Source organism: Actinophytocola sp. (assembly GCF_036378875.1).
Classification (GTDB): Bacteria; Actinomycetota; Actinomycetes; order Mycobacteriales; family Pseudonocardiaceae; genus Actinophytocola.
The window spans coordinates 56574-71641 of sequence record NZ_DASUVO010000089.1; the positions used below are offsets into that span (position 1 = coordinate 56574).

A 15068-nucleotide genomic window follows, 5' to 3' on the forward strand; every position below is an offset into this window, starting at 1 on the left:
TGAGTCGAACTTATTGCGGGCCGGGGCGTCTCAGATCAGTCCTTCGAACAGGGCTGTCCGTTGACCGTGAAGTCGGTCGGCTCCGCGTGCGGCGGAGACGACGAGGCGTTGAACCCGACCTGCACCGAACCGCCGGCCGGCACGCGGCTGTTCCACGACGTGGGGGTCGCGGACACCGCGGCGCCGGTCTGCGTCCAGGTCGCCGACCATCCCTCGGTGATCCTCTGGTTGCCGGGCCAGGTGAACCGGAGCGTCCACGATGTCCAGTCCGCGCCGCTGGTGTTGGTGATGGTGACGTTCGCGGACAGTCCCGAGCTCCACCCGCTCGCCTGGTAGGTGATCCTGCAGGACGTCTGGCCGTCCGGTCCGGTGGTTACCGGGACCGCGCCGGAGCGCGCGGACGTGAGTCCTGCCCCGTTGCGGGCCTGCACAGCGAACCGGTACGCGGTGTTCGGCCGCAGCCCGGTCAGCGTCGCGGACGTGCCGGGGACGGTGGCGACCACACGCGGCGTGTCACCCTCGATCGAGATGACGTCGTAGCTCCTGACGCCGCTCTCCGGGTCGCTGGACGCGGTCCAGTTCAGCGTCGCGCCCGTCGCGGTGACGGTGGACGCCACCGGGGTGCCCGGCGTGGTCGGGGGAGTGTTGTCGGGTGGGATCGGTGGGGCCGACTTTTCCGCCGCCCAGTTGGCGATCCACGCCAGCGCTGAGTTCCAGTTGACCGTGACCTCGTTGAGCGAGTACGCCTCGATGTGGTCCACGAAGCACTTCTGTGGCTTGCAGCCCTGGAGCATCCGCGCCGCGATGGGGTCCTGCAACCCACTGTTCGGGCCGCCGGAGAGCGCGCCGGGTGGCGCGATGGGCAGGGTCGGGTCGAGTTGGTTGGCCCAGTGCCGGTGGTGGACGTTGCGCACCGGCTGCCCGCCGTACCCGCTGACGTAGGAGTAGCTCACCGGATTGCGGCCGAACAGGTAGTGCAGCGCCTCGAACACGCCCTCGCGGTACTTGGCCGCGCCGGTGAAGTCGTGCGCGAGCGCGAGCACCGACGCGTTGTTGGCGACCAGGCCGTTCGAGCCCCACACGTAGGTGCCGTCGGGCTCCCGGTACGGCGCGGGGTAGCCCAGCGACGCCATCTGGCTCAGGTGCTTGTCCGCTGCGGCCACGAACGCCGCCTTCGTCGCCGCGACGTCCGCCGCCGGCAGACCGGTGGGCACCAGCGCCAGCGTGATGTCACCGAGCGGACCGGTGGAACCCCAGTCGTAGCCGCGGTCGCTGACCGACCGTCCCTTGTAGAGGGTCGAGCCGGTCACGTCCGCGCGGTAGGCGGCCTCGCCGGTCGTCGCGTACATCTCCGCGGCGGCCCAGTAGAACTCGTCGGTCAACGTGGTGTCGGAGTACGAGCCGCCGCCGGTGCCGTCGTTCGGGTCGGCGATCTTGTTCGGATTCGCCTTCGCCGCCGCGTACGCCTTCGTCGCCGCGGCCAGCGCCCTGGCCGAGAACGCCGGGTCGATGGTCTTCCAGATGCGGGCCGACTGCGCCGCGACCGCCGCCATGTTCAGCGTCGCCGCGGTGCTGGTCGGCGAGAGCCTGCGGGTCTGGCTGTCCTGATGGGGCATTGTGGGCAGGGCGGTCCAGTTCGTGTCGTGGATCTTGTGGTGCACCATGCCGTCCGGCGCCTGCATCTTCAGCAGGAACTCGACCTCCCAGCGAGCCTCGTCGAGGACGTCGGGCACGCCGTTGGCATTTTCCGGGATGGCGAGCTTGCCGTCGCCCAGTGCGGCGGCGTCGCCGATCAGTTTGGCGCGCTCGTAGGTGTTGAGCACCTGCCATGCCGAGATGCCGCCGTTGACGACGTACTTGCCGTGGTCGCCAGCGTCGTACCAGCCGCCACGCACGTCCAGCGTGTAGCCACAGTTGAGGTCGGACCGGCAGGGCACGTTGTTGTCACCCTGGTTGGGCGCGACGTTGAGGTGGCCCGCCGGCCGCGCGTACGTGGCGCCGGCGTACTGCGCGTCGATCGCGATGCCGCTGCGCTGGTGGTAGAAGAACGCCAGCGAGTCGTAGCGCAGCTTCCTGATCGGCTCGGCGGAGATGGCGAACGGGAAGCTGGTCTCCGCGCCGACGGTCAGCGTGTAGCCCGTGCCCGCCATGTCGTAGGAGGAGAAGTCGATCAGGTGCACCGGGTCGCCGGACAGCGCGTCGACGCCCTTCGGTGTGGTCTGGCCGGTGGCCACGGCCGTTCCGGCGGAGTTCCTCAGTGCCCATGTCTGCGCGGTGGTCGCGTCGGACACGAGGGTGGCGTGCTTCGGCAGACCCGGCACGTACGCGACCTGGTCGACCTGGACCTTCTTCGTCGGCGCGCCAGGACCGCCGGGCGGGATCACGCCGCCGACCAGCGAGACGTTGTCCACGCAGACGGTGTTGTTCGCCGCGTTGCCGCCGAGCTGGAAGGTGATCTGGCCGTTGCCCGCGTCCGGGAAGTTCAGCTGGGAGGTGAACGTGAAGGTGTACTTCTGCTTGCTCGTGGTCAGCGCGACCTCGTGCCGGGCGATCCCCTGGAACGGGCTGACCCCTTCACCCGCGTTGGCCGCGATGTGCTGGGGTGTGGTGGCGTAGGCGTCGAAGGACATCGTGTACTGCTGTCCGGCCTCGAACGGCACGCCGTTCTCGCCGATCAAGGCGTCCCAGGGGTTCGTCGTGCCGCCGGTGACCGACGCGCACAGCTCGCCGTTGACGACGCGGTGGGTCACTCCGGCGCTCGCCCACCACGGGTCGGCCGTCCCCGCACCGAAGGCGCCGTTGAGGATTCGTTCGTAGTCGGCGGCGTGGGCGGGGGTGGTGGTGAACACGGCCGCGACAGCGGCAAGGGCAAGCGCGGTGGCGTGGAGGCGCCGACGGGCAGGGAAAAGCGATCTCATCGGACTGGACTCCTCCGTCTACGTTGACGGTTGGCGAAGCTTCTGGGAGCGCTCCCAGAAGCTTAGATCGGTACTCACTCATCTGCAAGAGTCGGCTTGATCTCCGCCTGCATAAGTAGTACTCATCTGTTGATGGCGCGCTGACGACACCGATCGAACCGCCATCTGCTGACGAGGCACCGCTGGCCGGTGCGGCACCCTCGTCCCCCGGGATCGAATCCGGCCGTTCAACGTATTGCGTCTGATCGGCCGCATCGGCAAGGCTGGTGGGGCCGTGAGCGCGAACTGGGGAGCGCTCCGTGTCCTGGGGCTCATCGTGCGCGTAGAACGCGTGCTTCGTCAGCGTGCGTTCCGGAAGCCAGTTGCCGCCGCGGTTCTCTCGTTGCTCGTGGCCGGAACGGCCGCGGGGCTCGCGACGCAGGCCGGCGCGGCTCCCGCGGCACAACGCCACACCGCGGGGCCGTCGGCCCGGTCGGAGCCGGCACGGCACGCCAACCAGTCCACGTCGTGACTGTGCCGAACTCCCTGCGGCCATGCCGTCGAGACCGGCGCGGGTGACACCATGCCCGGCGCGCCGACGAACCCGCACATCGATCCCGCCTTCGGTTGCGCCACAGCGGCTCCTGGCCCGGCCATCAGCCCGGCAGGCCTCAACGATGCCGGTACCCCGGTGCTGCGCGCCGACATCACCGACCCGGACCAGGACGAGCTGTCCGCGCGGTTTGTTCTGTGGCCGGTCGCCGATCCGGCGCAGCGGCACGAGATGGTCTGGCCGGTGAGCAACGGCCAAACCCACGCCCAGGTGGACATCACCATCGTCGACGCATCCGGCTACGCGTGGCAGGTCCGCGGCGAGGACGGCACGAACGTCGGCCCGTGGAGCGACCCCTGCTACTTCACCGTCGACAGGACCGCGCCGCCGACACCGACCGTCTCCTCGGCGGTGTACCCATCGGGGTTCACTACCGGGGGCGGCCCCGGTGTGCCCGGCTCGTTCACCTTCACCGCCAACGGATCAGCCGACGTGGTGGCCTACGAGTACCGGATCTACCCCGAGGGCGACGGGAACTGGCGTTCCGTGCCCGGCGACGGTCCCGGTGGTTCGGCCGTGGTCGACTACACACCGGCGAACAGCGGCTACCAGTGGGTGTCGATACGCCGTGGACCCCGCGGGGAACCGGTCCTGTCCGGTGGGATCGGGGTGCCCGGGGTGTTCGACTTCCAATCCAACCTGCCGGGCGTCGTGAGCTACGCCTACCGCCTCGACGACGGTCCGGAGTCGACGGTCGCCGCCGGAGCGGACCACAGGGCCAGCGTCACCGCGGCAAGGGAATCACCTCGCCGAGCATTTGAGAGGCAACCGGGTGTCACCTACACCGTCTGGGTTCCTCGGGAGTGCCGCGCCTGCTGAGTCAGCCGACCCTCCGCCGCTGGGGCCGGCGGCGTAGGCAAGAACGTCAGGTGACCTTCTTGCCTACGCCGGCCCAGATTGCGGACTCGCTCGATGTTCGCAGGATGACCGTGGGGGTGGTGGGGGTGGTGGGCCCTGCCTCTTCGGGGTGCCAGTCAGGGGTCCAGGTCCAGCCTGGTTCGACGAGTTGGAAATCGCCGAGGAAGGCGGCGATCTCGGCGTGTGATCGCCAGCCGGCACTGCTGTTCGACTGCTCGTACATGCGTTTTATGTCGCGCATCCGCTCGACGAGCTTGTCGGGTACCCCCTCGATGGTGGTGTGCGAGATCGCGAGGTAGGAGCCTCGTGGCAGGAGTTCGCGGAAGCGCGCGACCGACTGCGGGCCGATGTCGTTGCCGTCGGCATCGGGTTGGCGCACGTGTAACACGGCGATGAGCAGCAACGCGATGGGCTCGTCGAGGTTGATCAGCTGCGTCTCGCAGGCCTTCTGCCACAGCTCGTCGGGGTTGCGGAGATCGGCGTCGATGATGGCGTGCCGGCCGGGATCACCTTCGCTGTCGAGCAGCATGGCCGCGTGCGCCACGGCGACCGGGTCGTTGTCGACGTACACCACTCGGGTGTCCGGCACCTGACCGGCTTCTCGTTTGGCGTCGTCGGCCACCTCGTGCGTGTTGCCCGCGGTCGGCACACCGGCGCCGATGTCCAGGAACTGCTTGATGCCCTGTTTGGTGAGGTATCGGACCGCTCGGTTGAGGAACAGCCGGTTGGCCAACGCCATATCCCTCGCCAACGGATTCTTGTCCAGGATACGGTCGCCGAACTCCCGATCCACCGCCCAGTTGGCCGTGCCACCCAGTATGTAGTCGTAGACCCGGGCGACGCTGGGGTGCTTCAGGTCAACGCCGGGTGGCGGCAGCGGATCCGAGTGTTTCTCGAGCACGGGTGCACGCCTCCCCATATGGATTTCCGTGGAATATCACGATGCTCTGGAGCGTACGGCATCGCGAGAACCGTGGACAGTGTGCTTTTACAAAGGAGTGCGGTTCAAAACCAGGGACTCCACGCCCACCTTCCGGCCCACCCCACGGTGCTATGACGGTCTCATTTGGCGCCGGGAGGCTGGCTTGTCGGTGCTCGGACCTAGTATGCGGAGCATGACGCGATATGTCGAAGAGGATCTGCACGGTGCGGAGTTCCGCGAGTGCGATCTGACCGGGGCACGCCTGATCGGCGTCGTCATGCGGGATGCCGTGATCGACGGGCTCATCACCAACCTCGTGGTGAACGGTGTCGAGGTCACCGAGTACGTCGAGGCAGAGCTCGACCGGCGTCATCCGGTGCGGGTGCTGCTCCGCTCCGAGGACCCTGTCGATCTGCGCGAGGCATCGCGTCAGCTCCATGCCGGCTGGGCCGCCACGATCGAGCGAATCCGCCGTACGCCCGGCATCGAGCGCCGCAGCGTGAACGACGAGTGGTCGGCGGTGCAGACGATGCGCCACCTGGTCTTCGTCCACGACTCGTGGTTCCGCCGCTGCTGCCTGGGCTCGACGGAGCTGTTCACGCCGATGGGCATCGGGACGACCGTCGAGCCCTACCGTGGAGCGCACGGGCTTGACCTCTCGCTCGATCCGGCCCTCGACGAGATCGTGAGCGTGCGTGACGCACAGGCCGCCGAGCTGCAGGCCTGGCTCGACGAGGTCACCGCTGCGCAGCTCGCGGCGCGAGCGCCGGTGCCCGACGACGATGTCTGGCCGCCGTACGCCCGGGGCCGCTCGGTGCGGCAGTGCCTCGGCACGGTGCTCAACGAGACCATCGAGCACCACGGCTTCTGCGTCCGCGACCTCGACCTGATCGAGGCACAGGACGCTGAGTAGGACCGGCTACGGACTCAGCATCGTGCGGATGCGGGCATCGCCGATGCGTCTGCGCGGTGCCGAGCTGCTTGAAACCCTGCGCGCGGAAGACGAAGTGGACGGTCCGGCGTGGCGGCGGTCGCCGCGGACACGCCCGACGTCATCCTGGTCAGCGTGACGAGCGAGCCCACCGCCACGGGGAACGGAATCCGTATCGCGTGCGGCTCTCTTCACTGTTGTTCCTTGACGGTTCGTGGACAGCCTGGCGCGCACATTCGTTCGGACAACAACCCTGACCTCACGCCAGAGCCTCCGTCGGTGCCAGGCGGGCGGCCCGCATCGCGGGGTACATTCCCGCCAGAGCGCCGACGAGGACGGCGGCGCCGACGCCACCGGCCAGGGCGGCCGGCGGGAACACGCCTGGCCAGTGTTTGGTCAGCGCGTAGCCGGCGGTGGCGCCGATTCCGAAGAGGACGCCGACCAGGCCGCCGAGCCCGGACAGCAGCACCGACTCGGCCAGGAACTGGCCGCGCACCTGCCGACGTGTCGCACCCAGCGCCCGGCGCAGGCCGATCTCCCGCCGGCGCTCCAGCACCGCGATCACCATGGTGTTGGCCACGCCGACCCCGCCGACCAGCAGCGCCACCCCGCCGAGGGCGAGAAACAGCGCGCTGTAGGAACTGTCCGCGAGCCGTTGCGCGGCCAGCACCTCGGACGGCAGGGTGACCTGGACCTCGTTGGGTTGCTGTGGGTTGATGGTGGCCGCGAGGACCCCGCGTACGGCCTCGACGTGGGCGTCCTGGGCGCGTAGGTACACCGAGCCGGGGTTGCCGGAGAAGCCGAGCCGCTGCTGCGCCACCGGCCAGCCGATCAGGACCGAGCGCTCGATCTCCGGGGCGAGCGGCATCTGGTTGAGAATGCCGAGCACGACGAACCACTGTCGGCCGATCCATACCTGCGGCGGCGACGAGGGGTCGATCCGGTCGATGCCGAGCCGTTTGGCGGCTTCTGAGCCGAGCACGACGGTGGGGAAGTTCTCGGTCGCCGCGTCCAGGAATCGTCCACTGTGGAGACTTCCCTGGAGTACGTCGAGGAGGTCCGGTAGTGAAGCGAGGACGGCCAGTCCGGAGGTCTCCGATTCGGGAACCCGGTCCGTGCGGCGCACCGTGGCGTCGACGACGCCGACCGAGGACACGGCGGTGACCGGGTCGATCCGGCGCACCATCGGCACCGCGGTGGTCGGCAGCTCCGCGTCCTCGCCGAGGAAGGTCTGCCCCGGTTTGGCGGTCAGCAGGTTGGGGCCTAGCGCGGCGAGCTCGTCCCGCAGTGCCTGGGCGCTCGAGGCGGGAATGCTTACCACGGCGATCATCGCGGCGATCCCGATCGCGATACCCAGCGCGGAGAGCACCGCCCGCAGGGGGCGGGTGCGTATGCCGTGCCCGCCCAGCCGCAGCATGTCCCGCGGCCCGAGCCGTCGTGGCCGCGGCAAGGGCTCCGGCTCCGGTGGTGGGATCACCGTCGGCGTACTCATCGATCCTCCTGTGTGGACAGTGGCACGTCGGCCATGAGCGTGCCGTCCAGCATCTCCACTCGGCGGTGGGTGGCGGCGGCGATCGTGGGGTCGTGGGTGACGATCACCACGGTGGTGCCCGCCGCGTTCAGCTCAACCAACAGTCCCAGGACCTCCGTGCCGGTGCGGCTGTCCAGGTTTCCGGTCGGTTCGTCGGCGAGCACGATCGCCGGGTTGGTGACCACCGCCCGGGCGATCGCCACCCGCTGCCGCTCCCCGCCGGACAGCTCGCCCGGGGTGTGCCAGGTACGGTGCGCCAGCCCGACCCGCTCCAGCGCCGCCATCGCCATCGCCTTCCGCCGGCGGACGGGCACTCCGGCATAGGCCAGGCCGGCGGCGACGTTCTCCATCGCCGATAGCCCGTCGGTGAGGAAGAACTGCTGGAACACGAAGCCGATCCAGCGCGACCGCAGCGCGGCGAGACGTCGATCGGACAACCGGGCGACGTCGTGGCCGCGCACCTCGACCCGCCCGTCGCTGGGCCGGTCCAGTGTGCCCATCAGGTGCAGCAGCGTGGACTTGCCCGAACCGGAGGGGCCGATCAACGCCACCAGTTCACCTGGCCCGATCTCCAGCGACACCTCCCGCAGGGCACGCACCCCGCCCGGATAGGTCTTGCTGGCGTTCCTGATCGCCAGGACCGGGATCATGACGTGATCACCACCTTCATGCCCTCGCTCAGGTCGTCTCCGCTGACCTCGACGTTGCCGTCGGCGAACAGGCCGGTCTCCACCGCCAGCAGCCGCCGGTCCGCGCCGTCGACCACCTCCACCCCGTAGCCACCCTCGGCCAAGGCCAGCAACGCCCCGACCGGCACCACGAGCACGCCCTTCCGGGTGTCGGTGGTGAACCGCACCTCGACCGAGCCCGAGTCGAGGTCTCCGAGTGCGACGGCGTCGGTCACGGTGATCGTGGCGGTGAAGGTCTTCTCCTGATCGCCACCGTTTCCGCCGCCACCACCGCCGTCACCATCGTCGCCATCAGCCGAGGTCGGGGCGAGCTCGGCGACAGTGCCGGCCAATTCCTTGCCGCCCACCGTCATCGCGACCGTCGTTCCGGGCTTGCCCAGGTTCTGCCGCGACTCCTCCAGTTCGACGGTCACCAGTCGTGTCGTGCTGGTGTAGGTCAGCAGGTCACCGGAGCCGGCGTCCCCGGGCTCGGCGGTCACCGTGGCCACCCGCACCGGGCCGGACGTGACGATCACGTCGGCGGGATGGATCACGCCGGTCGCCTCCAGCTCGAGCGACTCCTGCCAGTCCTTGATCGCGTTTTCGGTCGCGTCGGTGAAGGTCGCGTCCACCGTGAACCCGCCGAACCCCAGTGCCCGCAGGTTCTCCTCGACCAGCCGCACGTCCGGCCCGTCGGTCAGGGCCGGCCCGACGTCGCGGTACAGCGGGAGTCCGCCCAGGAACAGCACAACAGGTGTGGCGTCCACCTGGTACACGGCCTTCCCGCGGTCGAGTACGGTGCCCGGCCCCGGCAGCTCGGTGATCGTGCCCTGCTTGTGGCCTCTCATCGTGCGCTCGCTGCCGTAACCCAGCTCGCCGGTCAGGCTTTCCCGCAGGGCCAGGTCGGTCCGGACCACCTCGGCCGTCGCCACCGGCGGCGGCGCCTGCGGAGCCGCCGACACCGGCTGCGCACCCAGCCTGGTCAGCACCACCCCGGTGCCGATTCCGAGCACGCCGAGCAGCACCGTTCCGGTCACCGCCCAGCGGACCCGCCGCCGCCGACGAACCTCCTTGGGCCCGTCAGCGCTCATCTCGTCAGTGGTGTTCACGGCCGGCGCCTACTCGTTCGTCCCGGTGCGAACCGGCCCGTCGTCGGGTGCGTCGTCCGGGCGGCACGCCTCCATCGCCGCTTTCATCTTCTCCGGGTCGACGCCATCGGGTGGCCGGATGCGCGGGTTGTTCGGGTCCGGGTCGGGCACGTCGATCCCGTGCTCGCGCATGCACTTGGCCCGCTCGCGTTCCCGGTCCAGCTGCTCGGAGTCCATCTTCTCCGGTACGCCGCCGTTGGGGAGCAGGTGCTGGCACGCCTCCCGGGCCGGCTTCACCTTCTCGAGATCGCGCTCCTTGATCGTGACGCCCCCATGGCCGGGTTCCGGGTCGGGCACGTCGATCCCGTGCTCACGCATGCACCTGGCGAACTCCCGGTTCTTGTCCTCGTCGGTCTTGCCGTCCGAGCCTTGCTGCTGCGCCGACGGCTGGTCGCTGTCCGACAGCGAGGCCACCCCGCGGTCGGTGTTCGCGTTGCCCGCACACGCGCCCACTAACAGCGTCAACGTCGCCGCCGTCAGCGCGCGGGCCAAATATTTCGGCATCGTGTCGTCCTTTCTCGAACGTGGTGTGTCAGATCGCCATTTCGGGCAACCACAATGGCTCCGCGGTCGCCGCCGCTGATCCGCAGAACGCGGTCTGCACGAGGGCGGAGATCGCGCGGCCCGGGTTGCCACCCCACGGGTTGGCCGACACGGTGAGCTGGCGTTGCCCATCCGCGCTTGTCACGGCGAACGTCTGGTAGCCGAAGAAACCGCCGGTGTGGCCCCACAGCGTGTCTCCGCACGGCAGCGGGAACCGGCCGATTCCCAGGGCGTAGCCGGGGCCGGCGGAAGGGGACAGCATCTGTTCCAGCAATGCCGGGGACAACAGGCGTCCGGTCAGCAACGCCAGGAAGAAATGGTTGATCTCCGCCGGTGTGGAGATGATTTCCCCGGCCGCCCACGCAATTGTCGGGTTGAACGTGGTGACGTCGGCGGGCACGATCTGACCGTCCTGCCGCAATGGCAGGTAGCCGTGTGAGTGCGGGCCCCGCAGGAACGGGTTGTCGCCGGGCACCTCCGTGTCACGCAGCCCGAGCGGGCGCAGGATGTGGCGCTGGACCTCGGTTCCGTACGGCCGCCCCGTCGCGCGCTCCACCACCATCGCCAGCAGGAAGTAGTTCGTGTTGGAGTACGACCACGAGGTGCCGGGCTCGAACACCGGCGGCATCTCGGCGGCAAGCGCCACCAGTTCGGTCGGTGACCAGGTCCGGTACCGCTGGCGCAGGAGGTCCTCCGTGGTCGGGAAGAGCTCACCGAACCGCGCGACGAAGTCGAACACGCCGCTGGTGTGCTGCAACAGGTGGCGCAGCGTGATCCGGTCGCCGTTGGTGATCGTTCCCGGCAGCCAGTGCTCGACCGTGTCGTCAAGGCGCAGCCGGCCGCGGCCGACCAGCTTGAGCACGACGGTTGCCACGAACGTCTTGGTGACACTGCCGATCCGGAACCTGCCGCCTACCGGTACCGGTCGCGACGTGCCCAGCTCGGCGACCCCGCTCGACCCCCGCCAGACGCTCGCGCCGTCGCGAAACTCCGCCAGCGCGCCGGACGCACCGGCCACCACGACATCATCGAGCGCGGCCTGCAGGTCGGATCTGAGGACCGGCTCGGCCGCCGCCGACTCAGCACCTGCTCCGGCGGCCATGGCGAGCGCCGCGACGCCGCCGGTCTTCAGGATGGTTCGACGCGTGGCCGATCCCCTTGTCGTCATTGCGAATCTCCCTCTCAGAAGAACAAGACCTCGGGGTAGCTGGCGGACGGCCCGTCCAGCAGGTGGTTGTCGCGGCCACGCAGCCACAGGTCGAAGAACGCGCCGAGGTAGGCCCGTTGGGCGGCCACGGACCGGACCGGGTCGATCGTGCCGGGCGGCCTGTTCGGAATGACCCCCGCCGCGAACATCTGGTTGTGCAGCCACCCCTCGTCGACATAGCTGCCGTGAGCCGAGCCGACGAGTGACAGAAACCGCCGCCAGCCGGTCAGGCCGTGCCAGAACCCGGACGTCAGCGCGCCCAAACTGTCCGGGCCCCGGCCCATGCTGCTCGTGACCAGGAACGGGCGGTCGCCGATCCGCCGCGCGATGGCGGCCGTCAGCTCGGCGTCCTGTTGCGGGTTCCCCAGCAGCGGAACCTCCGGCACAGGGCTGCCGTCCAGGTTGATGCCGGCGCGGAACCTGCCGTCGTTGGCCAGGGTTTGCATCGTCGTGGCGCCGCCGAAGGAGTGCCCGAACATGCCGACCCTTGACAGGTCCATGGACCGGCACAGGCCATCGGGCAGCCGACGGTGCCCGGCGTCTGGGTTGCGCCCGGCGTTGAGGGCGGTGATCTGGTCGAGTACGAACTGAGCGTCGCGCCGGTGCAGGATCACGCTGGCGTCGGACGTCAGGCCGTCGTAGCCCGGCGGCGGCGAACCCTGGAACACCTGACCGTGCTCGACCCTCCCACCGGGGAACTCCACCTCGCCGGCGTTGTAGGTGTGGCTGATCGTGACGACGACGTATCCGTGGCTGGCGAGGTCCTCCACCTGAATGGTTCCGATGGACCGGTCCTCGTGGCCCGACGGCGAGTAGAACACCACCGGATACGGCTGCGCCGACCGGGCGACCGGCGCACCCTCCCTGCCATGGGTCACCGGGTAGTCCACGTTGTCCAAAGAGGCCCCGAGATCCAGTGCCTTCCGCTCCCGGTAGAAGGCGAGCGCGGCCGGCGTCCGCCAGGGCGCCAACCGGCAGTCGCCGTCGTCGCGCGCCGGGTACCACATGCTGACCATCAGCTCCCGAGGGCGTGGAGTCGACAACCACGGGTCCTGCCGGCCGTGGTCGACCAGGTGCAGCGACACCGTGCCGATCTCGTGCGGCCCGGTCGGCTCCGGCAGCGTCAGCCGCACCCGGTCGGTTCGGCCGTCCGCCCGCGCCGTCCCGGCCAAGGACGCCCCCACCAGCCCGGCGGCCAGCGCCGCCGCACCGCCGAGCACCCGGCGCCGACTCATACCCCTGCCGTTGTTCGTGTCATTGATCATGGGCCACAGGTGTACGGCAGATGCGGTTGCGGAACAGTTGCGACCAACAGCGCAACCTCGCCGCAACTTCAATTGGGACATCATTGACCGGTGCGGGTACTGGTGATCGAGGACGACGAGGAGATGGCCGAGGCGGTCGCCACCGGCCTGCGTCGCGCGCGGATGGCAGTCGACGTCGCGCTCGACGGTTCTGGCGGGCTGGAGCGTGCCCTCGTCAACGGCTACGACGTGATCGTGCTCGACCGTGACCTGCCCGGGATACACGGCGACGAGGTCTGCGCCGAGCTCGTCGCGGCGGGCTGCCGCAGCCGGGTGCTGATGCTCACCGCGGCCGCGACGACAGGGGACCTGGTGGATGGCCTCGGCCTCGGCGCCGACGACTACCTGCCAAAGCCGTTCGAGTTCCCCGTGCTCATCGCGCGCGTCGGTGCCCTGGCCCGACGCAACCACCCCACCATCCCACCGGTCCTGCGCCACGGTGATCTCGTCGTCGACACGGCTGGCCGCCGCGCCCGCCGCGCCGGGCGGCCGCTTGACCTGTCTCCCAAGGAGTTCGGTGTGCTCGAACTGCTGCTTGCCTCGCAGGGCCGGACGGTGGCGGCCGAAGAGCTACTCGACCGGGTGTGGGACGAGGCCGCGGATCCGTTCACCAGCGCCGTCAAGGTCACGATCAGCCGGCTGCGGGCCAAGCTCGGGAACCCACCGATCATCGATACCGTGGCCAAGTCCGGCTACCGGATCTGACCATGCCCACCCTGCCGTTTCTCCGCAACACGGTCCGGCTTCGTCTGACCCTGCTCTACGGTTCCCTGTTCCTGGTCTCCGGCACCGTCCTGCTGGCCGTCACCTACCTGCTGTTTCGCAACGCCACCGAAGGCCGAGGGGTCTCGGGACCGCAGGGGGCGATCGTCGGCTCAGCGACGTCGCCCCCATCCGGGGAGCGGCTCGTGGGGGGTGAACCCGGTGCCACGCAAGAACAGCTGCGGGCCACAGCGGACCAACTCAGGGCCCAGGCCGACCAGCAGCGGGCAGCCGACCTGCGCGAACTCCTCATCCAGTCGGGCATCGCGCTGGCCATCATGGCGGTCCTGTCCATCGTGCTCGGCTGGATCATCGCCGGCCGGGCCCTGCGCCGGCTGCGCACGATCACCACCACCGCGCGGGAGATCTCCGCCACCAACTTGCACCAGCGGCTCGCGCTCGACGGCCCCGACGACGAGCTCAAGCAACTCGGGGACACCTTCGACGGGCTACTGGCCAGGCTGGAGGCGGCCTTCCGGTCCCAGCGCCAGTTCGTCGCCAACGCCTCACACGAACTGCGCACACCCCTGGCCCGACAGTTGGCTCTCGGCCAACTCGCCCTGGACGATCCCGCCGCCACCGTCGAATCCCTCCAAGCAGCACACAAACGGGTACTCGCGGCAGGCCGTGAACAGGCGCGGCTCATCGAAGCACTGCTCACCCTCGCCCGCGGCGAGGGCGGGCTCGACCGCCACGAACCCCTCGACCTTGCCGCCGTGACCGACCAGGTCATCGTCCGCACGGATACGGACGTGGCGGGGCTGGGAGTACATCTGACCGCGTCGGTCCGCAGCGCCCCGACATCGGGCGATCCGCATCTGGTCGAGCGCATGGTGGCCAACCTCGTGGACAACGCTTTGCGCTACAACACCGACCACGGCACCGTCACGATCACGACCGAAAACGCGGCAGGACAGGCCACACTCACCGTGGCGAACACCGGACCAATCGTCCCAGCCACCGAAGTCGACCGGCTGTTCCAACCGTTCCAACGACTCAATCCCAGCCGCACCCGCCAGAACGGCGGACTCGGCTTGGGGCTGTCCATCGTCCACGCGATCGCCACCGCCCACGACGCCACCGTCACGGCGCAGCCCCGCCAAGGCGGCGGCATGCATATCACCGTCACATTCCCCGGCACCCACCCGGAATCCGAAGCCGGCGACTGATCAGGAGCGTGACGAGTTCGTCGAGAAGTGGTGAGGTGGAGCAGTGGATGTCGACGAGGCGCTGCCGTCTGCCTTTCTTCGACGGTTCGCCGTGCTTCGGTCGGCGGGGCCTGAGGAGGTCGGGGTCGCTGTCTCGCGGTTGTTGACCCCGCATCGGGGCATGCCGGTGGGTGGTCGGGCAGCACCACGAGGTGATGCGCCGGCGCGGCGCGGAACTGCTCGACCGCATCGGGCCCGCCGTGGTGATCACCAGTTCGGCGGGTGGCCCGGCCGGCTGGCTGATGGCGGACGAACGCCCTGATCTGGTGCGGGCGATCGTCGCGCTGGAGCCGCTCGGCCCCAGTGGCCCCGTCCCGCTTTCCTGGGGGCTGAGCGACTCCCCACTCACCTACGATCCGCCCGGAGAGCCCACGCTGGTCGACCTGCCGGGTGATGCTCCTATGAAGCGTAGGCCGACCCGCCACGGCGACTCCCGAACCTGGCCGACGTCCCGATCGCCATCGTCTCCGGCGAGC

General features: G+C 69.5%; 13 protein-coding genes. 5 read left to right on the forward strand and 8 right to left on the reverse strand.

Annotated features, from left to right (window positions below):
- Positions 1–35: 35 nt before the first annotated feature.
- Positions 36–2918, reverse strand: a complete 2883-nt coding sequence (locus tag VF106_RS25755; protein ID WP_330842408.1) for a glycoside hydrolase family 9 protein — start codon at positions 2916–2918, stop codon at positions 36–38.
- Positions 2919–3192: 274 nt separating this feature from the next.
- On the opposite strand from VF106_RS25755, the gene VF106_RS25760 reads away from it, so the two are divergent.
- Both VF106_RS25760 and VF106_RS25765 read left to right on the forward strand, forming a co-directional pair.
- Positions 3193–3429, forward strand: coding sequence for a hypothetical protein (locus VF106_RS25760; protein ID WP_330842409.1), 237 nt, complete (start codon positions 3193–3195; stop codon positions 3427–3429).
- A 51-nt stretch (positions 3430–3480) separates the two neighbouring features.
- Entirely contained in the window at positions 3481–4329 is an 849-nt protein-coding gene (locus VF106_RS25765) for a hypothetical protein (protein WP_330842410.1), read from the forward strand.
- Positions 4330–4375: 46 nt separating this feature from the next.
- Here VF106_RS25765 and VF106_RS25770 read toward each other — a convergent pair whose 3' ends face one another.
- On the reverse strand, positions 4376–5269 hold the full coding sequence (locus tag VF106_RS25770) for an SAM-dependent methyltransferase (RefSeq protein WP_330842411.1): 894 nt from the start codon (positions 5267–5269) through the stop codon (positions 4376–4378).
- 214 nt (positions 5270–5483) lie between these two features.
- Between VF106_RS25770 and VF106_RS25775 the strand changes: the two genes are divergently transcribed.
- The gene (locus VF106_RS25775; protein WP_330842412.1) at positions 5484–6203 is read left to right on the forward strand and encodes a DinB family protein; all 720 of its coding nucleotides are present in this window, start codon (positions 5484–5486) and stop codon (positions 6201–6203) included.
- 277 nt (positions 6204–6480) lie between these two features.
- On the opposite strand, the gene VF106_RS25780 is transcribed toward VF106_RS25775, so the two are convergent.
- From VF106_RS25780 to VF106_RS25805, 6 genes are read right to left on the reverse strand one after another with little or no spacing between them, the layout of a single operon-like run.
- Positions 6481–7713: an ABC transporter permease gene (locus VF106_RS25780; RefSeq protein ID WP_330842413.1), complete on the reverse strand. Its 1233-nt coding sequence runs from the start codon at positions 7711–7713 to the stop codon at positions 6481–6483.
- Positions 7710–8402 (reverse strand): ABC transporter ATP-binding protein, encoded by a 693-nt coding sequence (locus VF106_RS25785; RefSeq protein WP_330842414.1) that lies wholly within the window; start codon positions 8400–8402, stop codon positions 7710–7712. Before VF106_RS25785 ends, VF106_RS25780 begins: the two co-directional genes overlap by 4 nt.
- Positions 8399–9529 carry a peptidoglycan-binding protein gene (locus VF106_RS25790; protein WP_330842415.1) on the reverse strand — a complete coding sequence of 377 codons (1131 nt, stop codon included), beginning with the start codon at positions 9527–9529 and terminating at the stop codon, positions 8399–8401. The genes VF106_RS25785 and VF106_RS25790 overlap by 4 nt, the downstream gene beginning before the upstream one ends.
- Positions 9530–9538: 9 nt before the next feature.
- Positions 9539–10072, reverse strand: coding sequence for a hypothetical protein (locus VF106_RS25795; protein ID WP_330842416.1), 534 nt, complete (start codon positions 10070–10072; stop codon positions 9539–9541).
- 28 nt (positions 10073–10100) lie between these two features.
- Complete coding sequence (locus tag VF106_RS25800; RefSeq protein ID WP_330842417.1) at positions 10101–11279, reverse strand: serine hydrolase domain-containing protein; 1179 nt, start codon at positions 11277–11279, stop codon at positions 10101–10103.
- A gap of 14 nt (positions 11280–11293) precedes the next feature.
- Positions 11294–12583 carry an alpha/beta hydrolase family protein gene (locus VF106_RS25805; protein ID WP_330842418.1) on the reverse strand — a complete coding sequence of 430 codons (1290 nt, stop codon included), beginning with the start codon at positions 12581–12583 and terminating at the stop codon, positions 11294–11296.
- 90 nt (positions 12584–12673) lie between these two features.
- On the opposite strand from VF106_RS25805, the gene VF106_RS25810 reads away from it, so the two are divergent.
- Together VF106_RS25810 and VF106_RS25815 are read left to right on the forward strand one after the other, a co-directional pair.
- Positions 12674–13327, forward strand: coding sequence for a response regulator transcription factor (locus VF106_RS25810; RefSeq protein WP_330842419.1), 654 nt, complete (start codon positions 12674–12676; stop codon positions 13325–13327).
- 2 nt (positions 13328–13329) lie between these two features.
- Complete coding sequence (locus VF106_RS25815) at positions 13330–14553, forward strand: sensor histidine kinase (RefSeq protein WP_330842420.1); 1224 nt, start codon at positions 13330–13332, stop codon at positions 14551–14553.
- Positions 14554–15068 lie beyond the last annotated feature (515 nt).

Coding starts and splice junctions, on each gene's coding strand:
- VF106_RS25755 (WP_330842408.1), bottom strand. CDS start 2,918: ATGAGATCGCTTTTCCCTGCCCGTCGGCGCCTCCACGCCACCGCGCTT.
- VF106_RS25765 (WP_330842410.1), top strand. CDS start 3,481: ATGCCCGGCGCGCCGACGAACCCGCACATCGATCCCGCCTTCGGTTGC.
- VF106_RS25775 (WP_330842412.1), top strand. CDS start 5,484: ATGACGCGATATGTCGAAGAGGATCTGCACGGTGCGGAGTTCCGCGAG.
- VF106_RS25780 (WP_330842413.1), bottom strand. CDS start 7,713: ATGAGTACGCCGACGGTGATCCCACCACCGGAGCCGGAGCCCTTGCCG.
- VF106_RS25785 (WP_330842414.1), bottom strand. CDS start 8,402: ATGATCCCGGTCCTGGCGATCAGGAACGCCAGCAAGACCTATCCGGGC.
- VF106_RS25795 (WP_330842416.1), bottom strand. CDS start 10,072: ATGCCGAAATATTTGGCCCGCGCGCTGACGGCGGCGACGTTGACGCTG.
- VF106_RS25800 (WP_330842417.1), bottom strand. CDS start 11,279: ATGACGACAAGGGGATCGGCCACGCGTCGAACCATCCTGAAGACCGGC.
- VF106_RS25805 (WP_330842418.1), bottom strand. CDS start 12,583: ATGATCAATGACACGAACAACGGCAGGGGTATGAGTCGGCGCCGGGTG.
- VF106_RS25815 (WP_330842420.1), top strand. CDS start 13,330: ATGCCCACCCTGCCGTTTCTCCGCAACACGGTCCGGCTTCGTCTGACC.